Annotated in this window: 14 protein-coding genes and 2 riboswitches; of the genes, 6 read left to right on the top strand and 8 right to left on the bottom strand. The window is 62.0% G+C overall.

Going from position 1 to position 19,970, the window contains the following annotated elements:
* Positions 1–92 precede the first annotated feature (92 nt).
* The gene (locus KUA23_RS12565) at positions 93–1,040 is read left to right on the top strand and encodes a DUF1853 family protein (RefSeq protein WP_100490928.1); all 948 of its coding nucleotides are present in this window, start codon (positions 93–95) and stop codon (positions 1,038–1,040) included.
* Here the strand turns inward: KUA23_RS12565 and KUA23_RS12560 are convergent.
* The 4 genes from KUA23_RS12560 to cobW all read right to left on the bottom strand — a co-directional run bounded on the left by KUA23_RS12560 (position 1,037) and on the right by cobW (position 7,702).
* Entirely contained in the window at positions 1,037–1,636 is a 600-nt protein-coding gene (locus KUA23_RS12560) for a vWA domain-containing protein (RefSeq protein ID WP_100492477.1), read from the bottom strand. The two genes, KUA23_RS12565 and KUA23_RS12560, sit on opposite strands and share 4 nt — an antisense overlap.
* 53 nt (positions 1,637–1,689) lie before the next feature.
* Entirely contained in the window at positions 1,690–2,688 is a 999-nt protein-coding gene (locus KUA23_RS12555) for a magnesium chelatase ATPase subunit I (RefSeq protein ID WP_252994049.1), read from the bottom strand.
* A gap of 187 nt (positions 2,689–2,875) precedes the next feature.
* Positions 2,876–6,637, bottom strand: coding sequence for a cobaltochelatase subunit CobN (cobN, locus tag KUA23_RS12550; protein WP_252994048.1), 3,762 nt, complete (start codon positions 6,635–6,637; stop codon positions 2,876–2,878).
* Positions 6,638–6,640: 3 nt separating this feature from the next.
* Positions 6,641–7,702, bottom strand: coding sequence for a cobalamin biosynthesis protein CobW (gene cobW / locus KUA23_RS12545; RefSeq protein ID WP_078048105.1), 1,062 nt, complete (start codon positions 7,700–7,702; stop codon positions 6,641–6,643).
* A 93-nt stretch (positions 7,703–7,795) separates the two neighbouring features.
* Positions 7,796–7,995: riboswitch (cobalamin riboswitch) on the bottom strand.
* 827 nt (positions 7,996–8,822) lie between these two features.
* Positions 8,823–9,027, top strand: a riboswitch (cobalamin riboswitch).
* Between the two features lie 96 nt (positions 9,028–9,123).
* Between cobW and KUA23_RS12540 the strand changes: the two genes are divergently transcribed.
* The 4 genes from KUA23_RS12540 (at position 9,124) to cobM (ending at position 11,233) form a co-directional block, all read left to right on the top strand.
* Positions 9,124–9,312, top strand: a complete 189-nt coding sequence (locus KUA23_RS12540) for a CbtB domain-containing protein (protein WP_012723860.1) — start codon at positions 9,124–9,126, stop codon at positions 9,310–9,312.
* Positions 9,313–9,323: 11 nt separating this feature from the next.
* Entirely contained in the window at positions 9,324–10,028 is a 705-nt protein-coding gene (locus tag KUA23_RS12535; protein WP_252994047.1) for a CbtA family protein, read from the top strand.
* Positions 10,025–10,417, top strand: coding sequence for a cobalamin biosynthesis protein (locus KUA23_RS12530; protein ID WP_214497630.1), 393 nt, complete (start codon positions 10,025–10,027; stop codon positions 10,415–10,417). Before KUA23_RS12535 ends, KUA23_RS12530 begins: the two co-directional genes overlap by 4 nt.
* Positions 10,418–10,486: 69 nt before the next feature.
* Positions 10,487–11,233 carry a precorrin-4 C(11)-methyltransferase gene (cobM, locus tag KUA23_RS12525; protein ID WP_252994046.1) on the top strand — a complete coding sequence of 249 codons (747 nt, stop codon included), beginning with the start codon at positions 10,487–10,489 and terminating at the stop codon, positions 11,231–11,233.
* A gap of 247 nt (positions 11,234–11,480) precedes the next feature.
* Here cobM and nfuA read toward each other — a convergent pair whose 3' ends face one another.
* The 3 genes from nfuA to KUA23_RS12510 form a co-directional block, all read right to left on the bottom strand.
* A complete protein-coding gene (gene nfuA, locus KUA23_RS12520; RefSeq protein WP_003173594.1) occupies positions 11,481–12,065 on the bottom strand; it encodes a Fe-S biogenesis protein NfuA in 585 nt (194 codons plus the stop codon).
* A gap of 59 nt (positions 12,066–12,124) precedes the next feature.
* Positions 12,125–13,147 carry an acyltransferase family protein gene (locus KUA23_RS12515; protein WP_252994045.1) on the bottom strand — a complete coding sequence of 341 codons (1,023 nt, stop codon included), beginning with the start codon at positions 13,145–13,147 and terminating at the stop codon, positions 12,125–12,127.
* Between the two features lie 87 nt (positions 13,148–13,234).
* Positions 13,235–15,526 carry a fatty acid cis/trans isomerase gene (locus KUA23_RS12510; RefSeq protein WP_252994044.1) on the bottom strand — a complete coding sequence of 764 codons (2,292 nt, stop codon included), beginning with the start codon at positions 15,524–15,526 and terminating at the stop codon, positions 13,235–13,237.
* Positions 15,527–15,692: 166 nt separating this feature from the next.
* Here KUA23_RS12510 and metH point away from each other — a divergent pair, with 166 nt between their 5' ends.
* On the top strand, positions 15,693–19,403 hold the full coding sequence (gene metH, locus KUA23_RS12505) for a methionine synthase (RefSeq protein ID WP_252994043.1): 3,711 nt from the start codon (positions 15,693–15,695) through the stop codon (positions 19,401–19,403).
* 4 nt (positions 19,404–19,407) lie between these two features.
* On the opposite strand, the gene KUA23_RS12500 is transcribed toward metH, so the two are convergent.
* A complete protein-coding gene (locus KUA23_RS12500) occupies positions 19,408–19,950 on the bottom strand; it encodes an NEL domain-containing protein (RefSeq protein WP_252994042.1) in 543 nt (180 codons plus the stop codon).
* Between the last annotated feature and the right edge of the window lie 20 nt (positions 19,951–19,970).

Genomic DNA, 19,970 nt, shown 5'->3' with positions numbered 1-19,970 from the left:
GCCGTCCCAGGCAAAATCCTTTGTCGCCGTGAAACCTTGATGACAAGGGTTCTCATCCACCCGCACGACACTGAAAAGGCTATGCTCGGACCATGACTGTGTTCCCGGATCTGCACAACCTGCCCCGCCAGCTGCGCCACCCCGAAGTGCGCGACCTGGCGTGGGTAATGCTCGCCCCGCCGATGCTCGCGCAAACACCGTGGCCGCAGCGCCACCCGCTGGCCGGCAGTGACTGGGTGCAGGCGCCGCACCTGCTGGAGCGCTGGCTGCGCCAGCTCGATCAGGACAGCAGCGCCTTGCAGCAGTGGCTGAACCAGTCACGCACCCGGCGCCTGGGCCTGTATTACGAGCGCCTGTGGCAGTTCGCCGTACAGCATGCGCCGGGCGTGGAACTGTTGGCGGCCAACCTGCCGATCCGCCGCGCCGGGCATACCCTCGGCGAGCTGGACATGCTGCTGCGCGACCGTGACGGCGTGCATCATCTGGAGCTGGCAATCAAACTGTACCTCGGCCCGCAGGACGGTAACGGTGAGGACACCGCGCAATGGCTGGGGCCGGGTTGTCATGACCGACTGGACCGCAAGCTGGCGCACCTGGCCCAGCATCAGTTGCCGATATCGGCGCGGGCGGAAAGCCAGGAGGCCCTGGCGGCACTGGATATCCAGCATTTCGATGCGCATTTGTGGCTGGGCGGCTATCTGTTGTACCCCTGGCCTGGCGAGGCCCAAGCCCCCATGGGTGCCCATCCACAGCATTTACGTGGGCGCTGGTTGCATCAGCGTGATTGGCCAGCGTTTGTCAGCCAAAGTCCGCCCGGCCGCTGGCAGCCCCTGCCCAGGCATGCGTGGTTGGCGCCGGCGCATTACCCGACGGATGAAGTCTGGAGTGAAGAACAGATGAGGGGCTGGCTGGCGCAGCTGGATCCCATGGCGCCGGCGCAGTTGTTGGTGCGGATGGTTCAAGTCGATCAGGATTGGGAGGAAGCCGAGCGGCTGTTCCTGGTGGCGGACCTTTGGCCCAACGTGCCGGGCAATAGCTAATCGTCAATATGCCGATGGTCCAGCTGCAACCCCACCGCCAACTCCCGAGCCCGACCCAACCTGATGGGCCCGCGCTCGATATCCACCAACAGCCCCGGACACTCCAGCAACGGCAACCCGGCGATGTCCTTGAGTCGCCCGTCAGTGATCACCAGCAGCCGCTGTTGTTCAGCCGGATACCGCTTGCGGCGCAGCGTCAACCACGCCCCGGCCTCGGTCAACGCCGCGAGCAACGGCGTACCACCGCCCGCGCCCAATTGATCCAGCCAGTCCGCCAAGCCCTTCGCCGCCTTCAACCCCTGTACCTGCCATTTGGGCGAGTGCCCGCTGGCCGTCAACAACGCCATCCGCGCCCGCTGGCGGTAAGCGTCATCGAACAATTGCGCCAACAAACCCTTGGCATCGGTGAGCGCACGATGCCGCCGGGTGGATGCCGACGCATCGACAATCACCAACCAGAGCTCATGGGCCGAACGACTGCGCAGGTGATAAAGCAGATCCTCACGGGCTTGCGGCCGGCCACCGAGCAAGGTGCCGGGCCAATTGATCGTCCCCTGCTTCGCGCTGCGCGCCTTACCGTGCCTGCCGCTGTCCAGTCGCCCTGCCTTGGGGCGGGCATCCGTCCCCGTGTCAGGCCGGGGGCGAATGCCTAGGGCTTTTTTGGCCAGGTGGGGACTTCCCGGCGCGCCCCCGTGGGCAGGGCCGGAGCGGGCATGTCGCCCCACTGGCCTTGGCCTGGCGAAGCGTCGGAAGATTTGGGCGACTGCCCTTCACTGGGCGGGTTGGACGATGGGGCTTGTTCCTGGCGACGATGGCGCAGGGCAAACTCGGCCACCGCCTCGATATCTTCCTCGGCGATCGCACTGGCGCCACGCCAGGCGGCATGGGCCCGAGCGCCGCGCAACCAGACCAAGTCCGCACGCAAACCGTCGACGCCCGCCGCGAAGCACCGTTCGGTGATCCTTGCCAGCGCCTCGTCGTCCAGCGCGATAGTGTCCAGTTGTGCCCGCGCCTGAATGCAGCGTTCGCGCAACGCCGCCTGCGACGTTTCCCATTGCGCGCAGAACGCCGCCGGGTCGCTGTCGAAATCCAGACGCCGACGAATAATCTGCCCACGCTCGGCGGGCAAGGTCTGCCCGCTCAACGCCACGTTGAAACCGAAACGGTCGAGCAGTTGCGGACGCAACTCGCCCTCCTCCGGGTTCATGGTGCCGATCAGCACGAACCGCGCCGAATGGCGATGGGAAATGCCGTCACGCTCGATCAGATTGGTGCCGCTGGCGGCCACGTCCAGCAGCAAATCCACCAAATGATCGGGTAGCAGGTTGACTTCATCGACGTACAGCACGCCGCCATCCGCCTTGGCCAATACGCCGGGCGAAAACTGCGCCCGGCCCTCGCCCAATGCAGCATCCAGGTCCAGCGTGCCGACAAGGCGCTCTTCAGTCGCGCCCAGGGGCAAAGTCACGAATTGACCACTGGCCAGCAGGTCCGCCAAACCACGCGCCAAAGTCGACTTGGCCATGCCGCGCGGGCCTTCGATCAGCACACCGCCGATCTTCGGGTCGATGGCGGTCAGGCACAGCGCCAGTTTCAGGTCATCGGCGCCGACTACGGCGGACAGCGGAAAATGGGGAATATCAGTCATACGATCCCTCTTCAAATTCTGCGACACAAGCAACCACACTGTACTGAGCGGGCTTGCCCCGCGCTGGGCTGCGTAGCAGCCTCAATAAAGCTAAACGGATTCTTCCTGGCAAAACGCGGTGTCCGGTTTTTGGGGCCGCTTCGCAGTCCAGCGCGGGGCAAGCCCGCTCACCACAACAAGCTTGCCTTCAGCCATCCTCTTCGATATCCAGCAACAGGTTTTCCAACGCCTCGCGGTACGCCCCCGGTTCCTGCCACATGCCACGCTGCTGGGCTTCTAGCATGCGCTCGGTCATGTCGCGCAGCGCGTCGGGGTTGTGCTGTTGCACAAAGGCCCGGGTATCGGGGTCGAGCAGATAGGCGTCGGCCAACAGCGCATATTGGTGGTCGTCTATCAGCGCGGTGGTGGCGTCGAAGGCGAACAGGTTGTCCACGGTCGCCGCCATCTCAAACGCACCTTTATAACCATGGCGCTTCACGCCTTCGATCCACTTGGGGTTAGCGGCGCGGGAACGGATCACCCGGTTCAGCTCTTCCTTCAGGGTGCGGATCTTCGGCAGGTCGGGCTGGCTGTGGTCGCCATGATAGCTGGCAGCCTTATCGCCGCTCAGGGTTTCCACGGCAGCAAGCATGCCGCCCTGGAATTGGTAGTAATCATTGGAATCGAGCAGGTCGTGCTCGCGGTTGTCCTGGTTCTGCAACACAGCCTGCACCTGGCTCAGACGCTGGGCGAATTGCTCGCGGGCGGCGGTGCCTTCGTCGGAACCGCCATAGGCGTAGCCGCCCCAGTTCAGGTAGACCTCGGCCAAGTCTTCGCGGCTTTGCCACAGGCGACCGTCGACCGCGCCCTGCACGCCCGCGCCATAGGCGCCGGGCTTGGCGCCGAAGATGCGCCAACCGGCCTGTTTCGCAGCGGCCTCGTCGTCCAGGCCGGACTTGAGCAACGCCTCGCGCTCACTGCGCACCTTGGCCGCCAGCGGGTTCATGTCGTCCGGCTCGTCGAGCGCGGCCACTGCTTGCACGGCGGCATCGAACAGGCGGATCAGGTTGGCGAAGGCATCCCGGAAAAAGCCCGACACCCGCAGCGTCACGTCTACGCGCGGCCGGTCGAGCAGGCTGACCGGCAGGATTTCAAAGTCATCCACCCGCTGGCTGCCCGTCGCCCACACCGGGCGCACGCCCATCAGCGCCATGGCCTGGGCGATATCATCGCCGCCGGTGCGCATGGTGGCGGTGCCCCATACCGACAGGCCAAGTTGGCGCAGGTGGTCGCCGTGGTCTTGCAGGTGTCGCTCAAGAATCAGGTTGGCCGACTGGAAACCGATGCGCCACGCGGTGGTGGTGGGCAGGTTGCGCACGTCGACGCTGAAAAAGTTGCGCCCGGTCGGCAGCACATCCAGACGCCCGCGACTCGGCGCACCGCTAGGGCCAGCGGGCACAAAACGGCCGCTCAAGGCATCGAGCAGCCCACGCATTTCCGCCGGACCACAGGCGTCCAGGCGTGGCGCCACGACGATACGCAGGCTTTCGATCACGGCTTTCACATCCTCCCAGCCGGGCTCTTCCAACTGCTCAAGCGGCCCTTCCAGCGCCTGCTCGATCAACCGCGCGGCGTACAGCTCCAGGCGTTCGCGGGTATCGCCGGCGGTGCGCCACAACTGCCCGTCGATCTTCTGCAGCACCAACGGGCGCCGTCCTGTCCACGGCTCGGCCAGGGCGCAATCGAGGGGGTCAAAGCCCAGGTCGAAGGCCTTGGCCAGCACCCGCAGCAAGCTCGACTGCGGGCCACGGCCATCGCCCCGCGGGATGCGCAGCAATGCCAGCAGGGTGTCGATACGCAAACGCCCCTCGGGCGACTCGCCAAAGATATGCAGGCCGTCGCGGATTTGCGACTCCTTCAAGTCGCACAGGTAAGTGTCCAGGCGCGGCAGCCACACGGCGGCATCGGCGTCGCTTTCCAGCTCCAGTTCCTGGTCGATACGGGTTTCGCGCACCAACTTGAGGATGTCTTTCTGCAATTCCAGAGCGCGGCGCGGATCCAGCAACTGGGCGTCGTAATATTCGTCCGCCAACAGCTCCAGGTCACGCAGCGGGCCATAGGTCTCGGCACGGGTCAGCGGTGGCATCAAGTGATCGATGATCACCGCCTGGGTGCGTCGCTTGGCCTGGGCGCCCTCGCCCGGGTCGTTGACGATAAAGGGATAGATATTCGGCAGCGGCCCCAGCAGCGCGTCGGGCCAGCAGTTTTCCGACAGCCCCACGCCTTTGCCGGGCAGCCATTCGAGGTTGCCGTGCTTGCCCACATGGATCACGCCATGGGCGCCGTAGGTGTGGCGCAGCCAAAAGTAGAACGCCAGGTACGCGTGGGGCGGCACCAGGTCCGGGTCGTGGTACACCGCGCTGGCGTCCACCTGATAACCCCGGGCCGGCTGGATACCGACAAAGGTCAGGCCCAGGCGCAGGCCAGCGATCATCATGCGGCCATCACGGAACATCGGATCGTTTTGTGGCGTGCCCCAGCGTTCCAGTACGGCCTGCCGATTGGCTTGGGGCAGGCGAGCGAACATCGCCGCGTAGTCGTCCAGGCCCAGGCTTTGATGGCACGGGCGCAGGTCGAGGCTGTCGAGGTCGTTGGTGACGCCGCCGAGCAGGTCGTGGATCAGCGCCGTGCCACTGTCGGGCAAGGTCTCCGGCAGCGGATAGCCTTCAGCCTGAAGGGCACGCAAAATATTCAGTGCGGCCGCTGGGGTATCGAGGCCCACGCCATTGCCAATCCGACCGTCGCGGGTCGGGTAGTTGGCAAGGATCAGCGCGATGCGCTTGTGCGCATTCGGCACTCGCGCCAACTCGACCCAGCGTCGTGCCAGTTCCGCGACAAAATCCATGCGCTCGGGCGCGGCGCGGTAGCACACCACATCCGACTGGCTGCGCTCGCTGCGCCAGGCCAGGTCCTTGAAGCTGATTGGCCGGCTGATGATCCGTCCATCCAGCTCCGGCAGGGCGATGTGCATGGCCAAGTCACGCGGGCCGAGGCCTTGCTCGCTGGCTTCCCAGCCAGGTTGGTTGTCCTGGGCGCAAATGGCCTGGATCACCGGGATATTGCGGCGAAACGGCCGCAAGTGCGGCGCTTCGGGGCTGGACTGGGCGAAGCCGGTGGTGTTCAGGATCACCGCCGCACCCACCTCATCCAGCCAGTCCTCGACCACCGCCAGGCAGCCGGGCTCTTTCAAACTGGCCACCGCCATCGGCAACGGGTTAAGCCCCGCGGCCTGCAAGCGCTGGCAGAACACGTCGATAAAACCGGTATTGGCCGCCTGCAAATGGGAGCGATAGAACAGCACCGCCGCCACCGGCCAGTCGGCGTGCCAGTCGGCCTGCCAATCATTCAGGCGGGCGTTAGCGTGGCGCGGATGATAAATCGCCGTGCGCGGCAGGGTCTGCGGCTCCGCCCAGGCGTAGTCACGGCCCAGGTAGGCACTGGCCAGGCAGCGATAAAAATCCAGCGCATTGCCTAGGCCGCCCTGGCGCAGGAAGTGCCAGAGGCGATCACGCGCTTCGGCGCCGACGGTGCTCAACCCGCTGAGCTCCGGGTCCGGGCGATCATCCCCCGGCACCAGAATCAGCTGCACGCCACGCTCGGCCAACTCCACCAGGCGCTCGATGCCGTAGCGCCAATAACCGATGCCACCATGCAGCGAAATCAGGATGACCTTGGCATGGCGCAGCACCTCATCGACATACAGGTCGACCGAGGCATGGTTCTGCACCTGCATCGGGTTGGCCAGGCGAAAGCTGGGGTAGTCGTCGGGTAACTGCTGGGCCGCTTCGGCCAGCAGCGCCAGGCTGGAATCACCGCTGCACAGGATCACCAGTTCAGCGGGGGTCTGGCCAAGGTCGGCAATATTGTCGTCCGAGACGAAACCACCGGGCTGGGTCCTGAGCAGGTGCATGGGTTAAACGCTGAGGGCGGCGCGCAGTTGCGCTTCAAGGCCGGCCGCATCGAGGTCCTGACCGATCAGCACCAGGCGCGTGATGCGCGGCTCGTCAGCGCTCCAGGCACGGTCGAAGTGCTTGTCGAAACGCGTGCCCACGCCCTGGATCAGCAGGCGCATCGGCTTGTTCGGGATGGCGGCGAAGCCTTTGACGCGCAAGATGCCGTGCTGCACCACCAGTTGCGTCAGGGCGTCGAGCAGCAGCGCTTCGTCGGCTTGCGGCAGGTCGATGGAGATGGAATCGAAGGCGTCGTGATCGTGATCGTCTTCACCTTCGTGATGATGATCGTGATGGCTGTGGCGACCGTCGATGTGTTCTTCGGAGCCTGCACCCAGGCCGATCAACACGTCCAGCGGCAGGCGACCGCTGCTGGCTTCAATGATCTTCACCGCGGGTGGCAGTTCTTCGGCGACTTCCAGGCGCACGCGAGCCAGGTCTTCGGGGCTGATCAAGTCGCTCTTGTTGAGGATCACCAGGTCGGCGCTGGCCAGTTGGTCGGCGAACAGCTCGTGCAGGGGTGATTCGTGGTCCAGGTTCGGGTCAAGTTTGCGCTGGGCATCAACCTGGTCCGGGAACGCCGCGAAGGTGCCTGCGGCCACGGCCGGGCTGTCGACCACGGTGATCACCGCGTCAACGGTGCAGGCACTGCGGATTTCCGGCCACTGGAAGGCTTGTACCAACGGTTTTGGCAGGGCCAGGCCGGAGGTTTCGATGAGGATATGGTCGAGGTCACCACGACGGGCGACCAATTCGCGCATCACCGGGAAGAATTCTTCCTGCACGGTGCAGCACAGGCAGCCGTTGGCCAGCTCATAGACGCGGCCGTTGGCTTCTTCTTCGGTGCAACCGATGGAGCACTGCTTGAGGATTTCACCGTCGATGCCCAACTCGCCGAATTCATTGACGATCACCGCGATACGGCGGCCCTGGGCGTTGTCGAGCATATGGCGCAGCAAGGTGGTCTTGCCCGAGCCGAGGAAGCCGGTAACGATGGTGACGGGGAGTTTGGCCAGTGTTTTCATCGGATGCCCTTGGGGGCGGGCATACGGGACGATAGGCCCTGCGACGGCACGCAGCAGCGGATTTCGTCACCGGATCACCCCGCCCGGTTGAATTGGAAAATCGGTTGCGAGGCAGGTCTCCTGGCTTGGGGCTTGCGGGTCTTGCGACCGGCGCTGGCTGCGCCTTCCCGCTGTAATGGCAGTGGCGTGGCAGTCAGATGAACCCTTTACAGTTGCGGGGGCAGCCGCGGCTTGGACCGCGTTCCCTTCTTAGCTTCGGCCTGGGCTGAAGAACCTCGAGGGTGCAAGGCTACGCAGTGCTTGGGGGATGGTCAATGATGGGGTTTGGGTTGGGGTACATATCCGTTGCTGCGGTAATGGCCGCTTATGGTTCCGCCCTTACGGCGGGTCACTTTGCAAAAGCGGCAAAGTAACCAAAGCGCTCTTGCCCCAACACTCGGTACCTCGCCTAGGCTCGGTATGCCCGTAATCCGACAGTGATTTGGGGGGCCGCCGCCACGCGCCATCCATGGCGCGGGGCGGCTAAACCGGCATCCCTGCCGGTTTACCCCCCAAATCCCTGCCGAATTCCGGCCAGCGTGTTTGACGGGGCGCCTAAGATCAAAATCAAAAGCACAGCGGCCTGACAGCCGGCTTGAGTGGTGTAAAGCAAAGGCAAAATCAAACGCGGTCTTGTAGGAGCCGGCTTGCCGGCGATGGTCTTCAACGATGACGCGGGGAATCAGACAAAACGCGGCGGTCTCACGTTTTTCGCCGGCAAGCCGGCTCCTACAGAAAACGAAAAGCGTATCTACGATGCGAAGCGAGTCGCTCTTGATCTGAGGCGCCCCGTCAAACACGCTGGCCGAACGCAGGCTTGAATCCGTGGGTAACCCGGCAGGACGCCGGGTTAGCCGCGCTGGGCCAAGGATGGCCCAGCGCGGCGGCCCACGGATTCAAGCCGGAGTGAGGGCACACCGAGCCTAGGCGAGGTGCCGAGTGTTGGGGCGAAGGCCTTTTGGTTACTTTTGGGCCTTTCCAAAAGTGACCCGCTGTAAGAGCGGAACCATAAGCCGCCGTTACCTAAACAACGGATATGCCCCCAACAACCCAATTGACTCCCCTCCCACCCCCATGCTCTCCTACACATCTTGTTTCGGGTGCCCCTCACAGGGTGAAACGGGAAACCGGTGCGTCATAGCGATATGACCAGTCCGGTGCTGCCCCCGCAACGGTAAGCGAGCGAAGTGTCAGATCCACTGTGCCTCCAAGGCATGGGAAGGCGACGCTTAATAGGCGCAATGCCCCTCGCAAGCCCGGAGACCGGCCCGAAAAAATCAGATAACAAACCCGCGGTGGGCGGGCGCTGTTTAAACCCTGCGTGCCCGGCTCGCGGGGTTTTCATGCGCTCGTTTCACCCTGACACCTGAAAGGGACGCGCCATGTCGATCATCAGCAGCACCTCGCACTCCGCCAGCAGCACCTCGACCCTGAGCCAACGCTTGACCGCCGCCATCGGCGCGTCGATCCTCGGCGCGTGCCTGGTGTACTTCGCCGGTTTCTCGCACATCGAAGCCGTGCACAACGCCGCCCACGATACCCGCCACAGCGCCGCGTTCCCGTGCCACTGAGACCTGCCGACATGATCAAGCGTATCGCGCAAACCGCAGGTTTCACCGGTCTTCTGGCCGCCCTGCTGCTGACCCTGTTGCAAAGCTTCTGGGTCGCCCCGCTGATTCTGCAAGCGGAAACCTACGAACATGCCCCTGCCGCCACCGAAGTGGCCCATGCACACACCGAGGGTGGCGCCGCCCACACCCACGACGCCGAAGCCTGGGAACCCGAAGATGGCTGGCAACGCGTGCTGTCCACCACCGGCGGCAACTTGGTAGTCGCGGTCGGGTTTGCGTTGATGCTGGCCGGCCTGTACACCCTGCGTGCGCCGACCCGTACGGCGCAAGGCCTGCTCTGGGGCCTGGCGGGTTACGCAACCTTTGTGCTGGCGCCAACCTTGGGCCTGCCGCCAGAGCTGCCAGGCACCGCCGCGGCTGACCTGGCGCAACGGCAGATCTGGTGGATCGGCACTGCCGCGTCGACCGCCGCCGGTATCGCGCTGATTGTGTTCGGTCGCAACTGGCTGCTCAAAGCGCTGGGCGTGGCGATCCTGGTGGTGCCGCACATGATCGGTGCTCCACAGCCAGAAGTACACTCGATGCTGGCCCCGGAAGCCCTGGAAGCCCAGTTCAAGATCGCTTCGCAATTGACCAACGTCGCATTCTGGCTGGCCCTGGGCCTGATCAGTGCGTGGCTGTTCCGCCGCAACCGTGACGATCAATACGCGGCATGATCCTGGTGGTCGGCCTGGGCTGCCAGCGCGGTTGTGATGTTCACGCCTTGCAGGCCCTGTTTGATGCGGCCCTCGCCGAGGGCGATATCGAGCGCCAGCGCATCACCGCGCTGGCCAGTATCGATCGCAAACAGGATGAACCAGGCCTGCTGGCGCTGGCCAAAGCACTGGACCTGCCGTTGCAGTGTTTCAGCGCCGAGCAACTGGCGGTTTTCGAAAATCGCCTGAGCCACAAATCCGAGGTGGTTTTTGCCCATACCGGCTGTTACGGCATCGCTGAAAGCGCCGCCTTGGCCCTGGCTGAACACCTCGGTCACGCCCCTGCCCGCCTGCTGATCACCCGCAGAAAAAACGCCCAAGCGACCTTTGCATTGGCGTGCGCCGGCTAAAATCCCGATAATCGCCCGCCCAGATCATGAATAACATTCATGCTCGCCCGTTTTTCGACAGGAATTACCATGACCGTCTACTTCATCGGCGCAGGCCCCGGCGACCCGGAATTGATCACCGTCAAAGGCCAGCGGCTGATCCGCAGTTGCCCGGTGATCATCTACGCCGGTTCACTGGTGCCAGCGGCAGTGCTGGAAGGTCATCAGGCCGAAACCCTGGTCAATAGCGCCGAATTGCATCTGGAGCAGATCATCGACCTGATCACGGCCGCCCACGCAAAAGGGCAGGATGTGGCCCGCGTGCACTCCGGTGACCCGAGCCTGTATGGGGCAATTGGTGAACAGATCCGACACTTGCGCGAACTAGGCATTCCGTTCCAGATCATCCCAGGGGTCACTGCCGTGGCAGCCTGTGCGGCGCTGCTGGAAACGGAATTGACCCTGCCCGACATCGCCCAGAGCGTGATCCTGACCCGCTACGCGGATAAAACCAGCATGCCGGCCGGTGAAGACTTCGACAGCCTGGCCCGGCATGCCACAACCATGGCGATCCACCTGGGGGTCAACCACCTGGATAAAATCGTTGCCGAACTGCTGCCGCACTATGGCGCGGATTGTCCGATTGCCGTGGTGCATCGCGCGACCTGGCCGGATCAGGATTGGGCAGTCGGCACCCTCGATGACATTGCCGAGAAAGTGGCGGCAAAAGGGTTTCGACGTACGGCATTGATTGTGGTGGGTCGGGTGCTGGCCAATGATAGTTTCAGTGAGTCTTCGTTGTATCGGGCCGGGCATGCACACCTCTATCGGCCATGATAAACAACCTCACAAAAGATTCACAAACAACTGATATATATGAATAAAACTATAATTTAAGAGCTGACTTGCGCACGATCGCGGCGTATCTGCTGCCGAATCTGTTGACTGACACGCAGCTATCGCCGGCAAGCCGGCTCCTACAGTTAATCTTCGGCGTTAGATAGACGGCGTAAGACGCTGAATTTTAAGCATAAAAAACGGCGCTCACGGGGCGCCGTTTTTTTGTTTGCAGTGAACATCTTACTCAGTAGTAGGCGTTTTCTTTCTGCGTGTGGTCGGTCACGTCACGTACACCCTTGAGCTCCGGAATGCGCTCAAGCAAGGTGCGCTCGATGCCTTCACGCAAAGTCACGTCCGCCTGGCCACAGCCCTGGCAGCCGCCGCCGAACTTGAGCACGGCAATGCCGTCTTCGACCACGTCGATCAGACTGACCTGACCACCGTGGCTGGCCAGCCCAGGGTTGATCTCGGTTTGCAGGTAATAGTTGATGCGCTCGTTGACCGGGCTGTCAGCGTTGACGTTCGGCACCTTGGCGTTTGGCGCCTTGATGGTCAACTGGCCGCCCATGCGGTCGGTGGCGTAGTCGACCACAGCGTCGTCAAGGAAGGCTTCGCTGAAGGCATCGATGTACGCGGTGAAGCTTTTGAGCCCCAGGGCGGTGTCTTCAGGCTTCTCTTCCCCTGGCTTGCAGTAGGCAATGCACGTCTCAGCGTATTGGGTGCCGGGCTGGGTGATAAAGACGCGGATGCCGATACCTGGGGTGTTCTGCTTGGACAGCAGATCAGCCAGGTAATCGTGGGCGGCGTCTGTAATGGTTATGGCAGTCATGGAAACTCCTCACAGGCTTGCCGGCAGTTTACGCCAAAATATTACGTTGGTACAAAGTCCTAGTATTTTTGTCGGGAAAGGACAATCGGAGCCTCCACGCCAAACCAACGCTTGAGCCTGAGGTATGTACCCTTTTCCAGCCAGTGATAGCTGTAAAAGGCGCCAGATGCGGTCAGTACGATGCAAACAGGCAATATCAAGTAGGGGCTGATTCCAGTGTGTCCGACAACCCATCGTCCAGCACACAGCACCAGGTCGTGGAGCAAATACACCGAATAGGAACAATCACCGAGCATCTTCATAAAGCGAGAGCCTTGAAAGAAAGGCTCCAGCATCACAAAACTCATCACCAACATCGCGCTGGGCACCCCCCACTCCAGCACGCGCGGTATATCGGCCCCCTGGTAAATCGCCGCACAAGCCACCACGATTCCCAACAACGGTAGCCATGCCCTGGCCCGAAACAGGCCGCGGCGGTACAGCATGCCGATCACAACGCCCATCAGGAATTCAAAAACCATGTCCTGACGATAAAAGTCGCTGGTCAAGTCGAGCACAGGACCGATGTAGCACACGAGAAACAGTAGCACCGCCACCACCCACAACCGATATGACGGGGGAACCATTAAGGCGATGGCAAACAGGGCATAGAACAGCATCTCGAAGTTCAGGGTCCAGCCGACATTCAGCAGCGGGTAGACCCCATAGCCCCCTGGGTTTTCAGCGCAGAGAAACAACAGCGACATGAGCGCATGACCCAGTTCGAGATGATCATCTGGAAACATCGAGGGGACGACCGCGATGACTACAGCCGTGACCAGGGTATAGAACCAGTACGCTGGAACTATCCTGGCCACTCGCATCAGTATGAATTGCCTGGGTGTCACTGACTTGTCAGCGGTCGCCAGGAAAATCACAAGGCCGCTGATGACAAAGAATACGTCGACCCCTATACCGCCCTTATCGGCGAACACGAACTCCAGAGGGTTATGTGCCTCATAATCGAAAAACGTCCCCATGAAGTGATGCCCCACCACCACCCACGCCGCCAGCGCCCGTAGCGCCTGTACTGAAATCAACATGATCGGAATACCTGTTCCACTCCCGCAAGATAGATATCCGACCGCTTCAGCACCCGCTCAGAGAGATGACTGGATCACTGCCCTTAGTTATAGGTTTTCATAGCGGTTCATGTCCAATACCCCTTCTTCCACCGGCACGGTTTCGCGGATGTACTGCGATAAATCGTGAAAGTACTGCCAGAACAACGGATGACTGCGTCGCACTCCCCAGCGATCCACAATCTTCTCGAAACGCTTGGCATCCTTGGCCTGCTCCATTTCAGCCACGAACTCAGGCACTTCCTGGGCCGGAATATTGAACATGAAGTTCGGGTAGCTACTCAGCACACCCGGATAAATCGTCACCGTATCCAGCCCTGGCTGGTAGCGGTAAGCCTCACCCAAGAGAAACGCCACATTACTGTGGGCGCGGTTGCGCAACATGCTGTAGACCACGCGTTTGCCGTTGGCGGTTTCAACCCGCAGCATGGTCGCTTCAGGCAATTGATCGATCACCTTGAGCCCAGCAGCCGGTCGTGAGGTCAAGCGACTAAGCGCCTGCTCCGCATCCTGCAAGGCCGGATCAACACCGTCACGCGAGCAATAAGCACCGCTACAGCGATTGATCGGATCCGGACTGGCGTTCAAATCGCCGTAACGGCTGAGCAACTGATTGGCAAAATCGCGCTTCGGATCGTTTTCGTCCAGGTGCAGCCCAGTAGGTTTGTCGTCATCGATAGCCTCGTAATCCAGCCACAACTTGAGCTTGCCACTGTTCTGGTACCAGTCATCCATAAAACCTTCGCGCGAATCGGCCGGCATCAAGCGTAGAAAGTTCTGCTCGGCGCCATTGCGGATCAAGTCGAAGTACAACCGGGTCTGGGCCTGGTGCGACACGTTGCCAAACACATCAAAATTCACCGCCAACTGGTAATACGTGCGCTCCAGCAACGGGTAGTCAAACAGCCACATCGTCTGCGGCACCTCGCCAATCAGCCCTTTGGTCACCGAGGCGCTGTCGAAGTGGCGGAAAATGCTCAGCAAGGCATTGTCATTGCCCGCCCACAGGCTCGACCAACTCGGTGGCGGCAGGTCGGCGTAACTGTCACGGCGCAGGGCCTCGTATTCATTGCGTTTGTCGCGGTAGGCCAGCCACAGGCTGAGCACACTGCCGACGTCATCGTTTTGCCCCGGCATGGCCAGCAAGGGCGTGGCCTGGCCGCGATAGCGCGCGTCGGTGATGTACAGGTCGTGGTCCGGGTCCTGGAACAGGGTCCAGAAGTTATCGCGGATCACGTCCGTGGCGATCTGCCCACGGCACACCGGCCCGCGAATAAAGGTGCGCACAAAGTACTCGGCGTTATCCAACATGAACTGGTAACGCGCCTTGGCCGGGATGGCCTCGAAGGTTTCGAAGGGGTTGGCGCGCCGGCCAGGGCCGTAACCCGGCAAGGCGTTGACCTGCCAGTTACCGGCGTAGAACAGCGCTTTGACGCGCGCCATCTTGTCGGCACTGAATGGGTACGTAATGTGGGTCTTATGCACAATCACGCCCTGCACCGGCCATAGGCGGTAGTACACCTGGGTGCCCGGATCATCATTGGGACGGCGCGTGGCGATCAGGTCGATGGGTTGGCCGCTCGGCGTACGCGAACGCACCCACTGGAAGAAATGCCCCGGCTCGCCATTCTCGAAGTAAATGTGGGCAAGGAACAAATGCTCGAACAACCAGCGCGCCACCAGGCTTTCGCGGGCGCCGGGCTGGTTGAACAGGTTCTCCCACTGCTGCACTTGCAGGGCTTCCCGGGCGCTGGGGGCCAGGCCTTGTTCATCGATTGGCGCACCCGACGCGAGCCAGCGTTGCAGGGTCTGGTACTGCTGGTCGGTCAGTCCCGTTACCGCCAGCGGCATGCCTTCCTTGGGATGGGCACCCGCGTAGGCATTGAACTCGCCGGGCATGGCGCACATGTTTTCGCGGTTCAGGCCCAGCACAATGTCGTCGGGCAACTTGGCATTGGGTTGCAGCGGTGCGTTGTGGCCCAGTTCCAGCATGCGCGCCATCAGGGCGGCCTGGCTGCCTTGGGCGTCCAGTACCGAATAGAAGCCTTTCTGCTGCCAGGCTTGCTTGCCAAAAGCGTCATAAAACAAGCGGGTGGTCGGCGTGGCCTGGCTGCGTTCGCCGTCGTACACCGGCATTTTGCTGGCACCGCGCGCCGCGCCCTCGGCACTGCCCAGGTTGAGCTGGCAGGCGGAGTCGTAGCAGGCGTGGCAGGCCACGCATTTTTCGGTGAAGATCGGTTGAATGTCGCGGGTATACGAAATCGCCGGGGCGGGTCCGTCAGCCTGTGCGAGGCAGGCGACCAGTGCCAGGACGGCGCTGGTGATGAGGCGAAGTGACATGTATCCGGTCCCGATTCAATGCGTGCGCTGAAAAATTGCCGGTGATTCTACCGGGCCATCCCCCACAACAACATGAACGATATTCATGCAAAACCTGCGCATGCTCTAAATCGGCACAGGTTTGCTATGATCCACGCCCTCCGTAATGCCTGACCAGAGTAGTCCCATGTCCGATCGTAGCGTTCGTCTGCAAGCCCTTCATCAAGCCCTCAAGGAACGTATCCTGATCCTCGACGGCGGTATGGGCACGATGATCCAGAGCTATAAACTGGAAGAGCAGGACTACCGTGGCAAACGCTTCGCCGACTGGCCAAGCGACGTCAAGGGTAACAACGACCTGCTGGTGATCACTCGTCCGGACGTGATCGGCGGCATCGAAAAAGCCTACCTGGATGCCGGCGCCGACATCCTCGAAACCAACACCTTCAACGCCACGCGCATCTCCATGGCCGATTACGGCATGGAAGAACTGGCCTATGAACTAAACGTAGAAGGCGCACGCCTGGCGCGCAAGATCGCCGACGCCAAGACCGCCGAAAACCCGGCCAAGCCGCGTTTCGTCGCCGGCGTGCTCGGCCCGACCAGCCGAACCTGCTCGCTGTCGCCCGACGTGAACAACCCCGGCTACCGCAACGTGACCTTCGATGAGCTGGTGGAAAACTACACCGAAGCCACCAAAGGTTTGATCGAGGGCGGCGCCGACCTGATCCTGATCGAGACCATCTTCGACACCCTCAACGCCAAGGCCGCGATCTTCGCCGTGCAAGGGGTGTTCGAAGCGCTGAACATCGAACTGCCGATCATGATCTCCGGCACCATCACCGACGCCTCCGGCCGTACGCTGTCGGGCCAGACCACCGAAGCGTTCTGGAACTCCGTGGCCCACGCCAAGCCGATTTCGGTGGGCCTCAACTGCGCCCTGGGCGCCAGCGAGCTGCGGCCGTACCTGGAAGAGTTGTCGAACAAGGCCAACACCCACGTTTCTGCGCACCCGAACGCCGGCCTGCCCAACGAATTCGGTGAATACGATGAGCTGCCGTCACAAACCGCCAAGGTCATCGAAGAGTTTGCCCAGAGCGGCTTTCTCAACATTGTCGGCGGTTGCTGCGGTACCACGCCGGGCCACATCGAGGCCATCGCCAAGGCCGTGGCCGGTTACGCGCCGCGCCAAATCCCGGATATCCCGAAGGCTTGCCGCCTGTCGGGCCTGGAACCCTTCACCATCGATCGCAGCTCGTTGTTCGTCAACGTCGGTGAGCGCACCAACATCACCGGCTCGGCCAAGTTCGCCCGCCTGATCCGCGAGGACAACTACACCGAAGCCCTGGAAGTCGCCTTGCAGCAGGTGGAAGCCGGCGCCCAGGTGATCGACATCAACATGGACGAGGGCATGCTCGATTCGAAGAAGGCCATGGTGACCTTCCTCAATCTGATTGCCGGCGAACCTGATATCTCCCGCGTACCGATCATGATCGACTCCTCCAAGTGGGACGTGATCGAAGCTGGCCTGAAGTGCATCCAGGGCAAGGGCATCGTCAACTCCATCAGCATGAAGGAAGGCGTCGAACAGTTCATCCACCACGCCAAGCTGTGCAAGCGCTACGGCGCTGCGGTGGTGGTAATGGCGTTCGACGAAGCCGGCCAGGCCGACACCGAGGCGCGCAAGAAAGAAATCTGCAAACGCTCCTACGACATCCTGGTCAACGAAGTGGGCTTCCCACCGGAAGACATCATCTTCGACCCGAACATCTTCGCGGTCGCCACTGGTATCGAGGAGCACAACAACTACGCCGTCGACTTCATCAATGCCTGCGCCTATATCCGTGACGAACTGCCGTATGCGCTGACCTCCGGCGGCGTGTCCAACGTGTCGTTCTCGTTCCGGGGCAACAACCCGGTGCGCGAGGCGATCCACTCGGTGTTCCTGCTGTATGCGATCCGCAACGGCTTGACCATGGGTATCGTCAACGCTGGCCAGTTGGAGATCTACGACCAGATCCCGACCGAGCTGCGCGACGCCGTGGAAGACGTGGTGCTCAACCGCACCCCGGAAGGCACCGATGCCCTCCTCGCCATTGCCGACAAGTACAAGGGTGACGGCAGCGTCAAGGAAGCCGAGACCGAGGAATGGCGTGGCTGGGACGTCAACAAGCGCCTTGAACACGCACTGGTCAAAGGCATCACCACCCACATCGTTGAAGACACCGAGGAATCGCGCCTGTCGTTCGCGCGCCCGATCGAAGTGATCGAAGGCCCGCTGATGTCCGGCATGAACATCGTCGGCGACTTGTTCGGCGCCGGCAAAATGTTCCTGCCCCAAGTGGTGAAATCCGCCCGAGTGATGAAACAAGCCGTGGCCCACTTGATCCCGTTCATTGAGCTGGAAAAAGGCGACAAGCCGGAAGCCAAGGGCAAGATCCTGATGGCCACGGTGAAGGGCGACGTACACGACATCGGCAAGAATATTGTCGGCGTGGTACTGGGTTGCAACGGCTATGACATCGTCGACTTGGGCGTAATGGTGCCGGCGGAGAAGATCCTGCAGGTGGCCAAGGAGCAGAAGTGCGACATCATCGGGTTGTCCGGCCTGATCACGCCGTCCCTCGACGAGATGGTGCATGTGGCCCGCGAGATGCAGCGCCAGGATTTCTACCTGCCGCTGATGATCGGTGGCGCCACCACGTCCAAGGCGCACACGGCGGTGAAGATCGAGCCCAAGTACAGCAATGATGCCGTGGTGTATGTCACCGACGCCTCGCGCGCGGTGGGCGTGGCCACGCAACTGCTGTCCAAGGAGCTCAAGGCCGGTTTTGTCGAGCGTACCCGCGAAGAGTACGTGGAAGTGCGTGAGCGCACCTCCAACCGCAGCGCGCGCACCGAGCGCCTGAGCTACCCGGCGGCCATCGCCAAGAAGCCGCAGTTCGACTGGAGCACCTACACCCCGGTGGTGCCGACCTTTACCGGCGCCAAGGTGCTGGACAATATCGACCTCAAGGTGTTGGCCGAATACATCGACTGGACGCCGTTCTTTATCTCCTGGGACCTGGCCGGCAAGTTCCCGCGCATCCTCGAAGACGAAGTGGTCGGTGAAGCCGCCACCGCGCTGTACGCCGATGCCCAGGAAATGCTCAAGAAGCTGATCGACGAAAAGCTCATCAGCGCCCGTGCCGTGTTCGGCTTCTGGCCGACCAACCAGGTGCAGGACGATGACCTGGAAGTCTACGGCGACGATGGCCAGCCGATTGCGCGGCTGCATCACCTGCGCCAGCAGATCATCAAGACCGACGGCAAGCCGAACTTCTCCCTGGCGGACTTCGTCGCGCCCAAGGACAGCGGCGTAACCGACTACATCGGTGGCTTCATCACCACCGCCGGCATCGGCGCCGAAGAAGTCGCCAAGGCCTACCAGGACGCCGGCGACGACTACAACTCGATCATGGTCAAGGCCCTGGCCGACCGCCTGGCCGAGGCCTGCGCCGAGTGGCTGCACCAACAGGTGCGTAAAGAACACTGGGGCTACGCCAAGGACGAGCAACTGGACAACGAGGCGCTGATCAAGGAGCAGTACAGCGGCATCCGCCCTGCCCCAGGCTACCCGGCGTGCCCGGATCACACCGAGAAAGCCCAGTTGTTCCAACTGCTCGACCCCGAGGCCCGCGAAATGCACGCCGGTCGCAGTGGCGTGTTCCTCACCGAACACTACGCGATGTTCCCGGCAGCAGCGGTCAGCGGCTGGTACTTCGCCCACCCGCAGGCGCAGTATTTTGCCGTGGGCAAGGTCGACAAGGACCAGGTGACCAGCTACACCGCGCGCAAAGGCCAGGACCTCAGCGTGACCGAGCGGTGGCTGGCGCCGAACCTGGGGTATGACAACTGATCGGCTAACTACCCAGCGCGGCGATTTCCCGCGCTGACAGTTCATTCACCAATGCCTGCTGCTCGGCCTCGTTGGCCTTATCCAGGACGCCAATTTCCTGGAAGTACTCCGGGCTAAACCCGGGGTATTGATCTTCCAATGCCGAGGCCTTGTCTTGACGGATGTGTTGCCGCGTCGCGAAGTCGTCGGGATATTTCTCCTGCAAGTACTCTTTCCAGTACGGGCGCGCAGTCAGTTGCTCGCAGAATGCAGGTGTCTGCTCCAGTTCAAGAATCTTTTGATAGGCCACGTCCAGGTCCGTTGTTTTCACCCCAGACAGATGTTCATAAATCATGCCTTGGGGCTGCCTCGGTAGTTCCAGCCGCTGGGCTAAGCCGACGCGGTAGGCCAGGCGAATTTCCGCAGGGTCGATGTGGGGGTGGAGCCGAGTGCGTTCGAGGGCGATCGCTTCCAACTGAGCCAGACGGAATAACCCCCTGGACAGTTTCAGCAGGGCGCGGCACTTGTGAGTGGGGTCCACCTCGCGCAGGGCATTGAACTCATACACCTCGACCTCCAGCAATATAC

It is taken from the genome of Pseudomonas pergaminensis (genome assembly GCF_024112395.2).
Lineage (GTDB): Bacteria > Pseudomonadota > Gammaproteobacteria > Pseudomonadales > Pseudomonadaceae > Aquipseudomonas > Aquipseudomonas pergaminensis.
This window is presented reverse-complemented; position numbering and strand designations above follow the sequence as displayed.

Excerpts from the sequence above, each read along its gene's own strand:
- KUA23_RS12530 (WP_214497630.1), top strand. The coding sequence starts at position 10,025 with ATGATCCTGGTGGTCGGCCTGGGCTGCCAGCGCGGTTGTGATGTTCAC.
- KUA23_RS12510 (WP_252994044.1), bottom strand. The coding sequence starts at position 15,526 with ATGTCACTTCGCCTCATCACCAGCGCCGTCCTGGCACTGGTCGCCTGC.
- cobW (WP_078048105.1), bottom strand. The coding sequence starts at position 7,702 with ATGAAAACACTGGCCAAACTCCCCGTCACCATCGTTACCGGCTTCCTC.
- cobM (WP_252994046.1), top strand. The coding sequence starts at position 10,487 with ATGACCGTCTACTTCATCGGCGCAGGCCCCGGCGACCCGGAATTGATC.
- KUA23_RS12535 (WP_252994047.1), top strand. The coding sequence starts at position 9,324 with ATGATCAAGCGTATCGCGCAAACCGCAGGTTTCACCGGTCTTCTGGCC.
- KUA23_RS12515 (WP_252994045.1), bottom strand. The coding sequence starts at position 13,147 with ATGTTGATTTCAGTACAGGCGCTACGGGCGCTGGCGGCGTGGGTGGTG.
- KUA23_RS12540 (WP_012723860.1), top strand. The coding sequence starts at position 9,124 with ATGTCGATCATCAGCAGCACCTCGCACTCCGCCAGCAGCACCTCGACC.
- cobN (WP_252994048.1), bottom strand. The coding sequence starts at position 6,637 with ATGCACCTGCTCAGGACCCAGCCCGGTGGTTTCGTCTCGGACGACAAT.
- metH (WP_252994043.1), top strand. The coding sequence starts at position 15,693 with ATGTCCGATCGTAGCGTTCGTCTGCAAGCCCTTCATCAAGCCCTCAAG.
- nfuA (WP_003173594.1), bottom strand. The coding sequence starts at position 12,065 with ATGACTGCCATAACCATTACAGACGCCGCCCACGATTACCTGGCTGAT.
- KUA23_RS12565 (WP_100490928.1), top strand. The coding sequence starts at position 93 with ATGACTGTGTTCCCGGATCTGCACAACCTGCCCCGCCAGCTGCGCCAC.
- KUA23_RS12555 (WP_252994049.1), bottom strand. The coding sequence starts at position 2,688 with ATGACTGATATTCCCCATTTTCCGCTGTCCGCCGTAGTCGGCGCCGAT.